Here is a 13,860-nt window from a genome sequence, read left to right as displayed (position 1 = left end):
TCACCATGAGGCAACTTCAGCTCGGGGAACAGACAGGCAGGCCATGACCGATATCGCGCAGATGCAGGAACAGCGATTGAGCGCCCTTCGACAGACTGCGTCGGGTGCGCCGAAGCTGCCGTCCAACCCGTTCTTCGGCGTCGGGCCGATCACCGATGCGACGACCGATGAAGTGGATAGCCGCCTGCGGCGCATCGCCTTCGACGCCTGGATCGAGAAGACCTATCGCAAGTTCGACGATCGGGGCAACGATATCGGCGGCTTCACCACGGCCGAGATTTCCCGCAGCATGCATCGCGGCTATCCGGCCGACAAGATCCTGACCGACATGATGCGGGCGATCCATCGTTATTTTGGTTTCCCCAAGACCAACCGCATGGCGGTGGGGCTCGGCGGCGGCCATAGCGGGTTCACCGTCTGCATCCAGCACCTGATGAATGCCAACGACGCCGGCCAGCGCGTCTATGTCGATACGCCGCGGCCGGAGAGCGATCCGTCCAAGGCCGCCGGCTTCTTCCGCCAGTCCTGGGCAACACAGCTGATCGAGATGCAGCGCTTCGCCGAAAAGGGTTGCGAAAGCCGCATTCATTTCGCCGCCTCCGAGGGCGTGATCCCGACGGCGGCCGAACTGTCCTCCCTTGGCGTTTCGATCTTCGTCGGCGTCGGCCACGAGACGACGGGGGCGAACGCCTATACCAGCGCCGAAATCCACGAACTGTTGAACTGGCTCGACGGCGATCCGGCCAACCGCCATGCGGTGTTCGACGCTACCTCGATGCTCGGCGCCATGCCGTGGGAGCCCGAGCTGGTCAGCGCCGTCATGGCGAAGTGCTGCCTGTTCATGCCGTTCCAGAAGGCGATCGGCGGGGTATCAGGCTATTTCGTCGCCTCCTTCACGCCGCATGCGCTGGCGTTGATCGAGAAGAACCAGCAGGATCCCGCCTGGGCGATCCCGCGCCAGCTGAAGATCGCCCCGCCGATCGATCCGCGCCAGCCGTTTTCGGCCAAGCGCTCCGTCGATGCCGGGCCGTTCTTCGATCCGGCCGAAGACCGCATGCTCGGCGGCGTCATCAACACCTACAGCGCGCTCGCCTTTGCCGAGACCACTTTCGGCCTGCTGCAGTCGGAAGCCCGGGTCGGCTCCGTCGTCGAGCTCAACCGCCGCTCCGCCGGCAACCGCGCGGTGATCGACGAATGGGTCAAGTCGCATCCGCTGCTGTCGCTTGCAGTCACCGATGCCGAGCGCCGCGGCGCGGCGGTGACGCTGCTGAAGGTCGAGGACGACGTCACCGATGCCGGCATCCATGCCCGCATCATCGCCCGTTCCAAGCAGCTGCTCGGTTATGAGGGCATCACCCATCCGAACGGCGAATACGAGCCCGGCCTCGACGCGGCCCGTTACGTCAACGCCTTCCCCGGCACCCCCGGCGATTACCGCGCCTGGGTCGGCGGCATCCGCGAGCCCGAAGATGTCGTGGCGCTGCTGGAAAACCTGCAATATGCCTATCTCAGAGCCAAGATCGTCGTGCTCGAAGAGGAACTGGCAAAGAGCGGCGTGACCTTCGAGGCGCCCGTCAAGGCCGACGGCGCCGTGCGCAAGGACGATCCCAACCACGCCTATACGGTGCTGATCGCCGATCTCGTCGGCCTGCGCTTCGGCGCCGGTGGCGAGCCCGACCATAGCGAGGTCAAGGCCTATATCGAGGAGAAGGGCGGCAGCTTCCATCTCGGCCCGCTCAGCGACCGTTCGGCGCTCGAAAAGGGCCGCATCCACTTCTTCTATCAGCCGAACCTCAGCACCGAGGCGGAGATCCTGCCGCAGACCGACAAGGGCCAGTATGACGCGCTGATCGCGGCGGCGACCTTCATCCCGAAGGCCTCCGTCTTTTCGCTCGGCGGCGTGCGCATCGGCGCCGGCACCGGCAATATGGGCTCGGCCTCCTGGGGCGGCGGCAATGGCGAGGGCGGCAATGCGCCCCTGATGAACACGCCCGGCATCAACAGCCGAGCGACCGCCCAGATGGCTCTCAAGGCGATCCTGAAGGTCGTGCCCGACCTGCCGGTCGACCGGCTTCACCGGATGGTCGCCGGCGGCGATTTCGATACCGGCCGCCAGCTCAAGGATTTCCCGACGGCAAAGCTCGAGGGCCGCAAGCTTGCCGTTCTCGGCTACGGCAATATCGGCCGCGAAGTCGCCAAGCTCGCCAAGGCCTTCGGCATGAAGGTGGCGATCTATGCCCGCGAACATCACAAGCGCTGGATCGAGGCAGAAGGCTTCGACTATGCCGCAAGCCCTGAGGAAGCGGCAAGCGGCGCCGACGTGCTCTCCGTCCATATCGGCCTTGGCCGCCTCGATGCTTCGACCGGCACCTATTCCAATGCCGGCACCGTCGATGCCAAGGTGCTCGGCGCCATGAAGGACGGCGCGGTGCTCGTCAATTACGACCGCGGCGAAGTCGTCGATCCCTATGCGCTCGATGCGGCACTTTCTTCAGGCAAGATCGCCCATGCGGCCATCGACGCCGATCTCTTCAGGGATGCGGCGACCGGCACGCTCAGCGGCCCGATGCTGCCTTACCTGCCGCTCGAAGAGCGCCACAAGGGCAAGCTCGAACTGCTGCCGCATGCCGCCGCCGACACCGACCACCCCTCGCGGGTGACCGGCGCCAGGCAGGCTGTCGACCAGATCTTCGACGTCATCCGCTTCAAATCCGTCGTCAATCTGAAGGGCGACCTGCCTGAGGGTTACGTCTCCGGCGGCAGCCGCACACCGGCCGGCATCGGCCGGGTGACGAAGCAGGTCGTGGCCGAAGCCGGCGGCAAGGCGAAGCTGCTCGAAGAACTGCGCCAGGCTTCGGAAAAGATCGCCGCCATCACTGGCGCGCTGTCGGCCGTTTCCGATCCGGATCATCGCCAGCGGATCGTCGAGCGCTACACGAGCTTGCTGGTCGAAAATGCCGACCGGCAGCGGGCGCTGCTCGACCAGCTTGGCCTGTATGGGCCGGCGGAGGGGTGAGCTGCAGCGGCGCGGTTCGGGCCAAGCCCAAGACCCCGCCCCAACCCCTCCTCACAAGGGGGAGGGGCTAACGTGCGGCACCGCTTCACGTAATCTCCATCGTACCGATCCGTGGGGCGATAACAGCCAGCAAGAACTTGTCTTCTGGCCACCGCCCAACACCACAGCTTAGTTCCTTCCCCTTGTGGGAGGGGTCTTGCGGCGGGCGCATGGAGGATCCGGAGCGGCAGCCAAAAAACAAAACAGGCGGCACATCGGCCGCCTGTTTTCGTGTCTTCGGGTTGCCCGTTACTTCTGTTCCGGAGCCAGGAACTCGGCGCAATAGGACGGACCGTTGACGCCGGGAATATCGGCGACGGTGCGGATGTCGCGGATCGTATAATCCGAACTGGTGGTAATTTCGGCCTGGCAGCGCAGATAGGCGGTGCGGGCGGACGCGATCTGCTTGCCGCGCTTGCCGTCGGCGCCTTCGGCATATTTGGCCGGAATGCGCACGGTCTTGTAGCCGCCGCGCCAGGTATAGACGGTGGTGGCGCCTTCCTCGCGGTCGCTGAGCGGCGGCCCGTAGGCGGCAAAGAAGATGCCGGCCGATTTGCCGACCCAGCGGGCCTCGATCGGATTGCCGGCGGAAGGAATGGTGGTGCATCCGGCAAGCCCAATTGCAAGCCCGGCCGCGGTGATGGTGCGGAGTTTCATCGTGTTGTCCCTGGTCTCTAGCGCAGTGGCTGCGAATCCGCTCTCTACGCGCGGTTTCGCCTGTCCCGTCGAGCCCTTTAGCGCGGAACCCGGCAAAAGAAAATTGCCCCCGGGGCACTTCCCGACGATTTGCTCCAGGTGTGTCTTTTTGCAGCAGCACCGCCCTGCCGCACCCTGTCATCAACCCGTCAAAAATTCCCTCGGATTTTTGGAATTTGGTGCTTGTGCAACCAGATAGGCTGTTCTATAGAAGCGCCGCTGGTCACGGAGTGTAGCGCAGTCTGGTAGCGCACCACGTTCGGGACGTGGGGGTCGAGTGTTCGAATCACTCCACTCCGACCAGCTAGAAACCCCGCTCCGGCGGGGTTTTTCGTTTCCGCTAAGATCTTGGCTTAGGGAAACGCGGTCGGCAGGCTGTCGTCCAGAATATAGAAGTGTTCGCCGATCTTGCTGACACTGATGAACTCGTCCGCACCGGGATAGAGAGTGACGCATTCCTTCTTTCTCTCCAGACAGAACGTCTGAAGGCGCTGTTGCCAGGCTGCGGATTGCGCGCCTTTGGGCAAGGCGATTTCATCGCTCTCATCATAGACGAGCGTCGAGTATGTCTTACGCCTGAACGTATCGTCCCATACGAATGTCCGGAAGCGCTGCTCCGCGCCCGGGAGATCGGCTCGTTTGATCTCTGCCAGATATGCCTGCTTGGTCAGTGCAAATCGAACGCTGTCGGGCGTTATGCCGGCGACGGCGAGAAGATGAAGGCAGACGAGCAGCAGCAGGGGCGTTATCAGCAGAGACAGGACACGTCGCCAGCGCCGCAGTACCAGGTTGAAGCAGAGGGAGCCTGCCATGGCGATCAGCGTTGCGAGGAAGACGAAAAGATCGACCGTCCACCAGTCCCATTGGGGAGCAAGCCAATAAAGCCAATCCTGCCCCAGAAACGGCAACAGCCAGAGAGCATATGTCCACGTAAGCTGGTCGCCACGTTTTTCTGGCTCTGGCACGTCTGGCTACCGGCAAGTTGATTCGCTCAGCGACAATAACATGTGAGATAATCGCCTCAACCGGAACGAGTCCGAACGCCGCTCGTTGAGTTGCGTGTTCTGCGTGAGGGGCTGCATCATGAGCAAGCGACGAAGCTTCAAACCGGTGAAGATCACCATCAATGGCAAGACCAGGACGGTCTATAATGTCGTTCAGGCCGGCAATACCTTGCTGAACGATTGGCCCGAGCAGACGCCGGCGGCCAAGGCTGCCGAGCTGCTTGTGCTCGATGTCTTCAACGATATCGCCGAGCCAGAGCAGGTGCGGCGGGCATTCATAACCGCAGCCAGGGCAAGCGACATCAAGTTCACTTCCTGACCGGCGGCGCTTCAAAAAGCATTCGCTTACTTCCATGACACCTGTTCCTGATTGGCGCGGTCCTGGTTCTTGAACTGTGTCTCCATCCAGGCGGCCGAAATGATCGCGGCGAGGAAGCCGAAGGTGAGGCAGGTGATGGCCTGCTTGCGCCAGGAAATGAAGGTGACCGGCGCCGGGGTGAGGGGCTTTTGCGCGCATTCACCGAGCGGGCAGGCGCAGCCGGAAAAGGCCTTGACGATGCAATCGGCAGACATCTCCGTTCCCCCTCAGGCGTAAAGCTGATCGCGATCGGTCGTGCCCATGATCTCGCGGGCATAGCGGTAATGCTCCTCGACGGAGGCGCGGGCGCCGCGCAGCCAGGAGGGGCCGCGGATTAAATGTTCGGGGCGGCGCAGGAAGGCAAAGCCGAGGGCGCCCATGCGCTGGGCCTCGATCGCCATATAGGCGCTGCAGTCTCCCATCCCCAGCGCGCCATTCCAGCGGGCGTCGCGCCTGCTTTCCACGGTCTCGATATTGCGGATGTGCTGCATCGCCCTGTCCTCTCACGCGCCTCTAATCGGCTCATGAGATTAAGGTATATATAATACCCTAAATCGTCAACCGCAGCAGGTATAAAAAATACCCTACTGATTGACGAGGTACGAATCATAGGCGTATGTCTGTCGCCAGCGATTGGGCGACCGGGTGCAACTCCCGAGCTGACGAAGCCCAGCGGCGCGGGAAGCGAAAGTCCTTAAGTGCGCTGTCAGAAAATCAGGACGAGGGCGAAGCGAATGGCCCCTCTGGCACGTGTCCCATCCCGGCTCCGGCCTTCAGGACCTGGCCAATGCTCTCCCGGCTTCATGGGCTTTGCTCATGGGGTAGGGGGAAGCTTTGGCCGGAACCCTCCCTCACCAGCCTTCAGAAGCGAAGACAGAGAGATAGAAACAAGATTCTCTGGAGTCTGATGTTGCGAGAAAAACGGCGGGGCGCAACGAGATCGAAATCGCCGGCGAGGGTGACCGGGCCCGGGTCTTGGGGTCGCCGAATTTGGAGTCGTGGGGGAGGGCTGCCAAGGATATTCTCGCAGCCATTCGCTCCATCCCGGCGGTAACGCGGCGGTGCGTGGACGACGTCCGGAGCTTTTGCATTTTTTGATTTCGGAAGAAAGGATGCTCTCGCGATCCTGGTTGCCGGATCGGGGAAATCGGGTGGGATCCTACAGGCCGTACATTTCGCGCGTGGCGCTGAAGGCCAGGAGAAGCGCCGCTAATGTGACGATATGGAACCAGATTCTGCCGGCGCGAGAGGAAGGGAGGATCGTCTTGTTTTCCTTGATAAATATGGCTTGTTCGCAACGAGCATGGATGCCTACATCTCGATGATCGACCGGCGGACGCGGCCGACGATGGTGACGACGCCCTGGAAATCCGGCGGCGGCACGTCCTCATAAGAAGCGGGCTGAAAGGGCGGGTTGTCGTTCGGGCGATAGCGCTTGTAGGTGGCAGCCCCCGTCTCGTCGGCGACGACATAAAGCGCGTTCGGCGCCAGGCGCTTGTCGCGAAGGTTGACGAAGATGATCGAGCCCGGCGGCGAGATCTTGTTCATCGAATTGCCTTCGACCTCGAGCGCGATCCATTCGCCATCAGGCAGATCGAGGGCGGCCACCGTCGGGAATTCCGAAAAGTCGGTGATCGGCGCCTGCTCGCTCAGCTGGCCGGCGCTGACCCAGGAGATCTTCGGCACGTCGGCGACAGAGACCGGCAGCTCATCCGGATCGAGCGCATTGCCGGTGCCGAACTGCAGCCAGTTGAGATTGACCTTGAAGGCGCGGGCGTATTTCTTCGCATCGGCAATTCCGAAGCCGTTGCGGCCGGACTCATGCGCCTTGTAGACATTCGCATTCCAGCCGAACCGGTCGACGATCGCTTTCGGCCCGGCAAAGCCCGCGTTTTTCCGGGCCATGACCAGCCGCTTTGCGCGTTCTTCGCGCTCAAATTGTTCCTGATCTTTCAACATGATATAAAAAATACCCCATTCCAGGGTATATGTCATGCTTTTTTCTGCTTGACGTGCGGGGTATTAAATATACCCTATACGCATGACAAACAGCCAAAACATCAACGCCTCCATCCAGGCGACAGTCGGTCCATTCCAGCGCGAAAACGCCCGCTACACCGGCTGCCCGAACTGCGGCAAGGCGCTGTCGATCGCCGAGGTGATCGAGCACCATTGCGAAAATTGCGGCCGGCAGACCAGCCCGAAGGAGATGCGGCAGACAGCCGATCGACCCGGCGCGTCTGCGCTCACCGATCCCGACAGCCTCACGCCTCCCTGACGGCTCTCGGTGGCCGGCGTCGTCGCCCTCCCTCGGCGACGCCGGCAGCTATTTCCGGGCGGCCATCGCCGCCGATGAACTCACATGAAGCAGCTGGCAGCGCCCGCTTCGGCGGCAACGGCCCGCTGCGCCCGAAATGGACAAGAAGGATCATCCCGGCATGAACGCGCTCGAGCTCTTCCGCACCGGCAGGGACTACATCGAAATCGCAGCCATTCTCGGCATGTCGGTGCCTTCGGTGGAAAGCGAGATCCACCGGCTTCGAAGCGCCGAGAGGGGCGATACCGCCCAGCAGGATCATGCCGGCGCGGAGATCCGCCGCTTTCCGCATCGGATCAAGCCGGGCACGCCGGTGAATTTTGCCGGCGGGCAGCGGCGGCAGGTTTGAGCGGCGGGAAAAGGGAAAACGGCATGGCGAAGGACACAATGAGCAAGGACATCATGGACATCCTCAGCCCGGTGCTGGGGGAAGAGCTGGCGGCGGCCGTCATCGAGCATCGCAGGCGCACGCTGAGGAAGCCGCTGACGGCTTACGCCGCCCGCATCCAGGCCAGGGAATATCTGCTGACCGGCGATCCGGCCGGCGCTGCCGAGATGCAGATCTTCCGCGGCTGGCAGGCGATCAAATGCGACTGGTACCTCAAGGAGAAGGCGAGGGAAGCCGGGTCGATCAACAGCAGCACGAGAAGGACGACAGTCGATGCCGCAAGAGATTTCCTCTCCGGTGAGGATCATAGCGGGGATGCTTTCGGGTTTCCCGGCATCATCAGGCACTGATCCCGACATGCAGATCCGCGCCTATCTCCTCGCCATCGACGGCATCCCGCTGGAGGCCGTCTGGCAGGCGGCCAAACTGTTCATTTCAGGCAAGGTCAGGAATCATAACCGCGCCTTCGCACCGAGCTCGGCCAGTTTCGCCGAGCAATGCCGCCGGCAGCAGGCGGCGATAACGGCGCAAAGCCGCCCGCGCGTCGCGCCGGCGCCCGAGCCGCCGCAGCCGAAGGTCGCGGCCTACAAGCTGCAGCTCTTGCGCGACGCCGCGAATGGCAGCCGCAGCGCCAGGCGGGAGCTGGCGAAGATGTTTCCCGACAACCCGATCATTGCACGAGCCACACGACACGAGGAGGCATTGAGGTGAGAAGCCTGTTCTGGACGGAAGACAAGATCGTCAAGGCGCAGAAGCTCTGGCAGCAGGGGCTCTCGGCAAGAGAGATCGCCAACCTGTTCGGCTCGAAGAAGAACACCGTCATCAACATGGCGCACCGCAACCGCGACAGGTTCCCCGCAAGGCAGGTCACCCGGCCGCCGCCGCCCGAGACCCGCGAGGCGCCGGCACCGATCCGCCACCCCGACCGCGTCACGCGGGTAACCTTGTCGGGGGCTGAGGTGACAATGCCGCGCGTGCCCTGCATCGATGGGCCGGCATCATGAGCCAGCCCACCCCGCGCGAAACCGAAATCATCGGCTGGATGGCGGCCGGAAAGACCGCCGCCGAGATCGGCACCATTCTCGGCATCTCCCCCATCACCGTGAATACGCACATCGCCAACGCCAAGGCGAGACTCGGCGTCTTCAAGGATACCGCACTGGTCGCCGCCGCACTGCGCAACGGCATTATTCGATAGAAGGACAATCAACATGGGTGGCAAAGCAGCCAAGGTCAGGACACAGCGGGCAAACAAGGGCGCCGGCCGGCCGCGCAAGGCAAATGTCGAGCGTTTTCCCTGCGGCAAGATCAAGCCCTTCGAGACCGAGAAGGACAATATCAGCGTCGCCATATCAGCCCGCCGCCGCATCCACGGCTTCGGCCGGACGGTCGACGACGAGACGGTCAAGAGCCCGTTTGCCGGTTATACGCTGGGGCGCATGTTCCTCGACGGCCTGATCACCGCAGCGCAGCGCCAGGCCGGCGACGACTATGCCGAGGCGATCGCCCGCTACCACAAAACCACCGGCATCCCGGCCCCGAGCCCGCGGGCGCAATCGCTCTTTTCCGTCAAGGGCCACGAAGGCGAAGTCACCGAAAGCCTCGCCGACCGCGCCCGCAAGGCCAGCAACCGCATGATGGCGCTGCAGGGCATCCTGCTGCGCTGCCAGGACGGCCCGCAGGTGCGCAGCACCGTCTATAACGTCACGGTGATGGACTACGAACACCTGCGCCAGATGCCGCCGCAGCAATTGCTCTGGCTGCGGCGCGGGTTGATCGCGCTGCGCGGGGCGAGGGGTGGGTGATGATGACGAGGCGAGGGAAGCGAAATTCGCCGACATCCCATCCGCCGTCGCTGTCCTTGCCGCAGAGCTCACTCACCCTCCGTCGTCCTCGGGCTTGCCCGAGGATCCACGCTCGGCCTCCATTAGCAGCGGCCCGGAGACACGGGCGGGAGCGGGGCGAGGGGCATGCTGCGACATCTGTGATTACAGCCGTCTGCCTTCATAGGAAGGCTTCACGAGGCTGAGAATTTCACCATGACACCGCGCTGCCGTAGGCCTCCATCCGCTTCCTGCCAGAACGGTTATTCTGCACGAGCCTGGCCGGGTCGAATACGGCCTCTTTCAAACCCGCCCGCGTCAACGCTGCCTTTAGGGCCGCGATATGCACGTCGATGTCGGCGTTGTCCGCCTGGAGCGACTCATAAATGCGGTTTGTTGCATCTGCTACGGTCGGTTCGCTCACGATTACACTCCTGTTGTCGTCTGGCTGGCCTGACCGTATTGGGGTGAAACCCGTTTACGTCAATGGGTGACAATGGATTGGAACAATTCGTCCACTTTCGAAGACGAACCACCAGAAGCCGCCTCCCGTACGAGAGCCGACCTCATCGTTGGCGAATGGCTCAGTGTTAGATCTTCAAAAATCGATAGGCGAAGCGATCGGTCGCTCCCTTGATCGAGGGATCGAAGACCTTGATCGAGTGCGAATCGTCCTTGTTCGCGAGCACGGTGCTTTGCGCGTCCAGTACGAAGCCGGCCGCCTCCACCTCCTCGCGAACGGATGCAGGCTCAATCCGATGCAGCGACTGTGCATCGCTCGTGCCCGCCCCGACGGCGGCGGCGTGGTCGACGATGACATAGGACCCGCCGGGCTTCAGCCGCTCGTAGACGGCTCGATTGAAGGCGGCGGCCGTCGCGCCCCTGGCCTGGATCAGGGCGGTGTGGAGATCGTGGTAAAACAGATGCAGCCACAGGACATCCGCTGTTTGCGTGACCTCCGGCATCGCCACGAGGTCCGCCGAGACGGCTTCGACGTTCGCTCGGCCCGGTTCCATCGCAAGCGTTCGCATGCGGCCGACCGGATCGTTCTTGAAGTGAGCGACTTCGGCCGGTACGAAGCTGAAGACCCGTCCGTCGGGTCGCACGATGTCGGAGAAGAGGCGGGTCCAGTCACCGTCGCCCGGGTAAACGTCGATGACGGTGGAGCCCGCATCGACCCGTGCGAACCGGATCAATTCGGATAGCTTGGATTGGTCGTACATTGGAATCTCCTTTACGGTTGAGTATTAGACGAGCGCGCGGCGTGCGAGGCTCCGATCCATGGCTCATTCACCTTCGACGCCGGGCGGAGGGCCGCCGTCGGCCAGCGCTACGCCAGCCCTGACGCGTCCATCTGCGCGGCGCGCGCCAGTGCTTGCGTGTCGACGTATTCCCGGATGTTGGTCAGTCTGCCGTCCCGGACCGTGATGGCGAAGACCCAGTCGTCCTCGAACGGCTTGTTCGTGGCCTTGATCTTTCCCTTCGCGAAGCCGACGACCAGGACCCGGTCTCCTTGCGCTACGAACTCCCGGGGTTCCGTGGACGTTTCTATCGACTTGGATGCCGTCTCGAGCAAATCTGCCAGTCCCGCGTGCCCGCGGTGCGTTCCGGCCAGCGGCCAGTCCTTGCCCGGAATGATCCACTCGATGTCCTCGGCGACCAGCGCCAGCAGAGCCTCCCTGTCGCCGTGGCCGATCGCGGCGAAGAAGTCCTTCACGGTCTTGATGTTCTTCTCGATGCTCATGGCATCTTCTCCATTTCTGCCGATCGGATCGCGCTCGATCCGATCGGGTGCATCGTGTCGCTGCTGATGGGGATGTCGTGTTCGTCAGTCGAACTTGACCAGGTCCTTGAAGATCAGCCGGCCCCAACTATTTCCGCGCGCCTGCACAAGCAGTCCGCCTTCAGAAAGCCCGCCAAGTTCGATCGGCGCGAAACCGAGATTTTTCGCCAGCGCACCAATCTCCGCTGCGGCAGCGTCATCGTCGCTCGCCAGGAACACGACTCTCCTGCCACCCTTTACGGCGGGATCCTGGTCAAGGCTGGCCGCGATCAAATGGTTGAAGCCCTTGACCAGTTTCGCACCGGAAAACGCGTGTGCGACGTACCTGGAAGACGGCTGTCCTTCGAGTTCCTCCGGGGGCACGCCGTAGGCATTGGTCACATCGACGATTGTCTTCCCCTGCCAGGTGGGAAGCGTCTTCGCGACCTCCGGGTGCGCCTCGAAACGGACAGCCAAAAAGATGATGTCCGCCTTGACGGCTTCCGCCAATCTCTTGGGAATGATCGTGGGCCCGATCGCGGCTGCGGCGGATGCGAAGCTTTCCGGGTCGCGCGTGGTTGCAACGGAAACTTCGATGCTGTTTCTGGCAAAGGCCCTAGCAATAGCCTGGCCGATATTGCCGAATCCTATAATTGAGTAGCTCATAATGCTTCTCCGATCCTGTGTTGACGCCGGGTCAGACCTGCGCCCAACCACCATCGACGGCGAGATCTATACCGGTGATGTAGGAGCTCTCATCGGAGGCGAGGAACGTGAGCGCAGCCGCGATTTCCTCTGGCTTGCCCCTGCGTCCCATTGGGATCTGTGCAGCAAACTGGGCGACCGCCTCCTCGGCTTGCTCAGCGGTCAGGCCGGTCGTTGTCGCCAAGGCGGGAGTCTCGATCGCGCCGGGGCTCATCGTGTTGACGCGGATATTGCGGTCCTTCAGCTCTTGGGTCCAAGACCGCGAGAAGCTGCGAACAGCCGCCTTGCTCGCTGCGTAAGCGCTGAACGCTGGCAGCCCCATCACATTCGAGACCGAAGAGTTCAGAATGATCGATCCGCCGTCCTTGAAGAGGGGAAGGGCCTTCTGCACCGTAAAGAACAGACCCTTCACATTCACATCGAAGGTCTGGTCAAAATGGGCCTCAGTCGCTGCCGCAAGCGGCGCGACCGTACCTGCGCCCGCGTTTGCGAAGAGAATGTCGATGTGACCATGTTTCTCCTTCACGGTGGCGTAGAGCCGGTCCAGATCTTCCAGGCGCGAGACGTCGCCCACGACTGTCGTCACGTTTTTCCCGATAAGGGCCGCAGCCTCTTGTAAGGCTTTCTCGCGTCGCCCGATAATCACGACCTGCGCACCTTCCTCCACGAAGCGCTTGGCAGTGGCCAATCCGATGCCGCTGCTTCCGCCCGTGATGACTGCTACTTTGCCTTCGAGTTTTTTCATGATGTTCTATCCTTCGTTGTGTTCCTAGGGCGCGGGATCGCGTCGGGTCAGAGTTGCGCTAGGCCGCCGTCGACGGCGACTTCGCTGGCTGTCATGAAGCTGCTGTCCGACGACGCGAGAAAGGCGGCCACCGCCCCGATCTCCGCGGGATCGGCCATACGCTGGAGTGGAGTCATCGCGCCGTAGGCCTTCTGGCCTTCCTCACCCAGCGCCTCCTTCGCGAGTTCGGTCGCCGTCGCCCCGGGTGACAGCACGTTGACCCGGATGCCGGTGCCCTTCAGGTCCTCTGCCCAGGTCCGCGCGAGATTGCGTACCGCGGCCTTGCTCGCGCTGTAGGCAGTGAATCCCGGGGCTCCCGTGGTGCCGGCGCTCGATCCCGTCAGGATGATCGAACCGCCTGAGCCCATCAGCGGCAGCGCCTTCTGGACCGTGAAGATCGTGCCCTTCACATTGGTGTCGAAGGTCTCATCAATGTGCTCGGCGGTGATTTTGCCGAGCGGAAGCGGGCTTCCCGCCCCGGCATTGGCGAAGACGATGTCGAGCGCTCCGCGCTCTGCCTTCACCGCGTCGTACAGGCGAACAAGGTCGGCCTCATCCGAGACCGAGCCCTTTACCGCCCGCGCATTGGGCCCGAGCTCCGCCACAGCGGCGTCAAGCGCCTCCTGCCGGCGGCCGAAGATGAAGACGAAGGCCCCCTCGTCGATGAAGCGCTTGGCTGCGGCGCGGCCGATGCCGGTAGCGCCGCCGGTGATCACGGCGGTCTTTCCATTCAGTCTGTTCATGTCATGCGTCCTTCGTTTCGCCGTCACATGTTTTCGGCTGTACGGGGATGTCTCCCGAGAACTCCGATATGGGTTCGTCGAAGTCGGGCGGTGAGTGCGCAATCACGCACATGGGTGGTGCAAAAACGATCCATCCAGATGATCAAGTGCCGCAACACTCGCGCACATTGCGGCTCAGTGTGCTAGAACGGGCTTCGGAAGCCGCGCCGCGCGGCGCGGGAATGC

19 protein-coding genes, 1 tRNA gene and 1 pseudogene are annotated in these 13,860 nt (G+C 62.7%); 10 read left to right on the top strand and 11 right to left on the bottom strand.

What is annotated here, in order from left to right; all coding sequences use genetic code 11:
- Positions 1-43: 43 nt before the first annotated feature.
- On the top strand, positions 44-3,016 hold the full coding sequence (locus tag MF410_RS13570; RefSeq protein WP_239619814.1) for an NAD(P)-dependent oxidoreductase: 2,973 nt from the start codon (positions 44-46) through the stop codon (positions 3,014-3,016).
- Positions 3,017-3,304: 288 nt separating this feature from the next.
- Here the strand turns inward: MF410_RS13570 and MF410_RS13565 are convergent, their stop codons facing one another.
- A complete protein-coding gene (locus MF410_RS13565) occupies positions 3,305-3,712 on the bottom strand; it encodes a hypothetical protein (RefSeq protein ID WP_097627314.1) in 408 nt (135 codons plus the stop codon).
- 265 nt (positions 3,713-3,977) lie between these two features.
- Here MF410_RS13565 and MF410_RS13560 point away from each other — a divergent pair.
- Positions 3,978-4,054, top strand: a tRNA-Pro gene (locus tag MF410_RS13560).
- 50 nt (positions 4,055-4,104) lie between these two features.
- On the opposite strand, the gene MF410_RS13555 is transcribed toward MF410_RS13560, so the two are convergent.
- Positions 4,105-4,716 (bottom strand): hypothetical protein, encoded by a 612-nt coding sequence (locus MF410_RS13555; protein ID WP_097627315.1) that lies wholly within the window; start codon positions 4,714-4,716, stop codon positions 4,105-4,107.
- Between the two features lie 118 nt (positions 4,717-4,834).
- On the opposite strand from MF410_RS13555, the gene MF410_RS13550 reads away from it, so the two are divergent.
- Positions 4,835-5,074, top strand: a complete 240-nt coding sequence (locus MF410_RS13550) for a DUF982 domain-containing protein (RefSeq protein WP_088396116.1) — start codon at positions 4,835-4,837, stop codon at positions 5,072-5,074.
- Positions 5,075-5,100: 26 nt separating this feature from the next.
- Here the strand turns inward: MF410_RS13550 and MF410_RS13545 are convergent, their stop codons facing one another.
- The 3 genes from MF410_RS13545 to MF410_RS13535 form a co-directional block, all read right to left on the bottom strand.
- Positions 5,101-5,328 (bottom strand): hypothetical protein, encoded by a 228-nt coding sequence (locus MF410_RS13545; RefSeq protein WP_097627318.1) that lies wholly within the window; start codon positions 5,326-5,328, stop codon positions 5,101-5,103.
- Between the two features lie 12 nt (positions 5,329-5,340).
- A complete protein-coding gene (locus MF410_RS13540; protein WP_097627320.1) occupies positions 5,341-5,604 on the bottom strand; it encodes a hypothetical protein in 264 nt (87 codons plus the stop codon).
- Between the two features lie 820 nt (positions 5,605-6,424).
- Positions 6,425-7,072: a S24 family peptidase gene (locus MF410_RS13535; RefSeq protein WP_097627752.1), complete on the bottom strand. Its 648-nt coding sequence runs from the start codon at positions 7,070-7,072 to the stop codon at positions 6,425-6,427.
- 82 nt (positions 7,073-7,154) lie between these two features.
- Between MF410_RS13535 and MF410_RS13530 the strand changes: the two genes are divergently transcribed.
- The 7 genes from MF410_RS13530 (at position 7,155) to MF410_RS13500 (ending at position 9,623) form a co-directional block, all read left to right on the top strand.
- Entirely contained in the window at positions 7,155-7,391 is a 237-nt protein-coding gene (locus MF410_RS13530) for a hypothetical protein (protein ID WP_097627324.1), read from the top strand.
- 160 nt (positions 7,392-7,551) lie between these two features.
- Positions 7,552-7,779 carry a sigma-70 family RNA polymerase sigma factor gene (locus MF410_RS13525; protein WP_239619813.1) on the top strand — a complete coding sequence of 76 codons (228 nt, stop codon included), beginning with the start codon at positions 7,552-7,554 and terminating at the stop codon, positions 7,777-7,779.
- 23 nt (positions 7,780-7,802) lie between these two features.
- Entirely contained in the window at positions 7,803-8,168 is a 366-nt protein-coding gene (locus tag MF410_RS13520) for a hypothetical protein (protein WP_064837306.1), read from the top strand.
- Positions 8,134-8,529 carry a hypothetical protein gene (locus MF410_RS13515; RefSeq protein ID WP_097627343.1) on the top strand — a complete coding sequence of 132 codons (396 nt, stop codon included), beginning with the start codon at positions 8,134-8,136 and terminating at the stop codon, positions 8,527-8,529. Before MF410_RS13520 ends, MF410_RS13515 begins: the two co-directional genes overlap by 35 nt.
- Positions 8,526-8,822 (top strand): GcrA family cell cycle regulator, encoded by a 297-nt coding sequence (locus tag MF410_RS13510; RefSeq protein ID WP_097627344.1) that lies wholly within the window; start codon positions 8,526-8,528, stop codon positions 8,820-8,822. The genes MF410_RS13515 and MF410_RS13510 overlap by 4 nt, the downstream gene beginning before the upstream one ends.
- Positions 8,819-9,016: a helix-turn-helix domain-containing protein gene (locus MF410_RS13505; protein WP_097627345.1), complete on the top strand. Its 198-nt coding sequence runs from the start codon at positions 8,819-8,821 to the stop codon at positions 9,014-9,016. The genes MF410_RS13510 and MF410_RS13505 overlap by 4 nt, the downstream gene beginning before the upstream one ends.
- 13 nt (positions 9,017-9,029) lie before the next feature.
- Positions 9,030-9,623 carry a hypothetical protein gene (locus MF410_RS13500; protein WP_097627346.1) on the top strand — a complete coding sequence of 198 codons (594 nt, stop codon included), beginning with the start codon at positions 9,030-9,032 and terminating at the stop codon, positions 9,621-9,623.
- Positions 9,624-9,835: 212 nt separating this feature from the next.
- On the opposite strand, the pseudogene MF410_RS13495 reads toward MF410_RS13500, so the two are convergent.
- The 6 genes and pseudogenes from MF410_RS13495 to MF410_RS13470 all read right to left on the bottom strand — a co-directional run bounded on the left by MF410_RS13495 (position 9,836) and on the right by MF410_RS13470 (position 13,635).
- Positions 9,836-10,068 (bottom strand): annotated as a pseudogene (locus tag MF410_RS13495) (hypothetical protein).
- Positions 10,069-10,231: 163 nt separating this feature from the next.
- Positions 10,232-10,864: a class I SAM-dependent methyltransferase gene (locus MF410_RS13490; protein WP_097627347.1), complete on the bottom strand. Its 633-nt coding sequence runs from the start codon at positions 10,862-10,864 to the stop codon at positions 10,232-10,234.
- 107 nt (positions 10,865-10,971) lie between these two features.
- Positions 10,972-11,385, bottom strand: coding sequence for a nuclear transport factor 2 family protein (locus MF410_RS13485; protein ID WP_097627348.1), 414 nt, complete (start codon positions 11,383-11,385; stop codon positions 10,972-10,974).
- A gap of 84 nt (positions 11,386-11,469) precedes the next feature.
- Positions 11,470-12,069: an NAD(P)-binding domain-containing protein gene (locus tag MF410_RS13480; RefSeq protein WP_097627349.1), complete on the bottom strand. Its 600-nt coding sequence runs from the start codon at positions 12,067-12,069 to the stop codon at positions 11,470-11,472.
- Between the two features lie 31 nt (positions 12,070-12,100).
- Positions 12,101-12,853, bottom strand: coding sequence for a glucose 1-dehydrogenase (locus tag MF410_RS13475; protein WP_097627350.1), 753 nt, complete (start codon positions 12,851-12,853; stop codon positions 12,101-12,103).
- 47 nt (positions 12,854-12,900) lie between these two features.
- Positions 12,901-13,635, bottom strand: a complete 735-nt coding sequence (locus tag MF410_RS13470; RefSeq protein ID WP_097627351.1) for an SDR family oxidoreductase — start codon at positions 13,633-13,635, stop codon at positions 12,901-12,903.
- Positions 13,636-13,860 lie beyond the last annotated feature (225 nt).

The sequence above is a fragment of the Rhizobium sp. C104 genome, assembly GCF_022354505.1.
In the GTDB taxonomy this organism is placed as follows: Bacteria; Pseudomonadota; Alphaproteobacteria; order Rhizobiales; family Rhizobiaceae; genus Rhizobium; species Rhizobium redzepovicii.
The sequence above is the reverse complement of the archived record's forward strand: the minus strand, read 5'-3'. Positions and strand labels throughout refer to the sequence as shown.

Excerpts from the sequence above, each read along its gene's own strand:
- MF410_RS13525 (WP_239619813.1), top strand. The coding sequence starts at position 7,552 with ATGAACGCGCTCGAGCTCTTCCGCACCGGCAGGGACTACATCGAAATC.
- MF410_RS13565 (WP_097627314.1), bottom strand. The coding sequence starts at position 3,712 with ATGAAACTCCGCACCATCACCGCGGCCGGGCTTGCAATTGGGCTTGCC.
- MF410_RS13550 (WP_088396116.1), top strand. The coding sequence starts at position 4,835 with ATGAGCAAGCGACGAAGCTTCAAACCGGTGAAGATCACCATCAATGGC.
- MF410_RS13535 (WP_097627752.1), bottom strand. The coding sequence starts at position 7,072 with ATGTTGAAAGATCAGGAACAATTTGAGCGCGAAGAACGCGCAAAGCGG.
- MF410_RS13505 (WP_097627345.1), top strand. The coding sequence starts at position 8,819 with ATGAGCCAGCCCACCCCGCGCGAAACCGAAATCATCGGCTGGATGGCG.
- MF410_RS13515 (WP_097627343.1), top strand. The coding sequence starts at position 8,134 with ATGCTTTCGGGTTTCCCGGCATCATCAGGCACTGATCCCGACATGCAG.
- MF410_RS13475 (WP_097627350.1), bottom strand. The coding sequence starts at position 12,853 with ATGAAAAAACTCGAAGGCAAAGTAGCAGTCATCACGGGCGGAAGCAGC.
- MF410_RS13480 (WP_097627349.1), bottom strand. The coding sequence starts at position 12,069 with ATGAGCTACTCAATTATAGGATTCGGCAATATCGGCCAGGCTATTGCT.
- MF410_RS13530 (WP_097627324.1), top strand. The coding sequence starts at position 7,155 with ATGACAAACAGCCAAAACATCAACGCCTCCATCCAGGCGACAGTCGGT.
- MF410_RS13500 (WP_097627346.1), top strand. The coding sequence starts at position 9,030 with ATGGGTGGCAAAGCAGCCAAGGTCAGGACACAGCGGGCAAACAAGGGC.
- MF410_RS13545 (WP_097627318.1), bottom strand. The coding sequence starts at position 5,328 with ATGTCTGCCGATTGCATCGTCAAGGCCTTTTCCGGCTGCGCCTGCCCG.
- MF410_RS13540 (WP_097627320.1), bottom strand. The coding sequence starts at position 5,604 with ATGCAGCACATCCGCAATATCGAGACCGTGGAAAGCAGGCGCGACGCC.
- MF410_RS13485 (WP_097627348.1), bottom strand. The coding sequence starts at position 11,385 with ATGAGCATCGAGAAGAACATCAAGACCGTGAAGGACTTCTTCGCCGCG.
- MF410_RS13570 (WP_239619814.1), top strand. The coding sequence starts at position 44 with ATGACCGATATCGCGCAGATGCAGGAACAGCGATTGAGCGCCCTTCGA.
- MF410_RS13520 (WP_064837306.1), top strand. The coding sequence starts at position 7,803 with ATGGCGAAGGACACAATGAGCAAGGACATCATGGACATCCTCAGCCCG.
- MF410_RS13490 (WP_097627347.1), bottom strand. The coding sequence starts at position 10,864 with ATGTACGACCAATCCAAGCTATCCGAATTGATCCGGTTCGCACGGGTC.
- MF410_RS13470 (WP_097627351.1), bottom strand. The coding sequence starts at position 13,635 with ATGAACAGACTGAATGGAAAGACCGCCGTGATCACCGGCGGCGCTACC.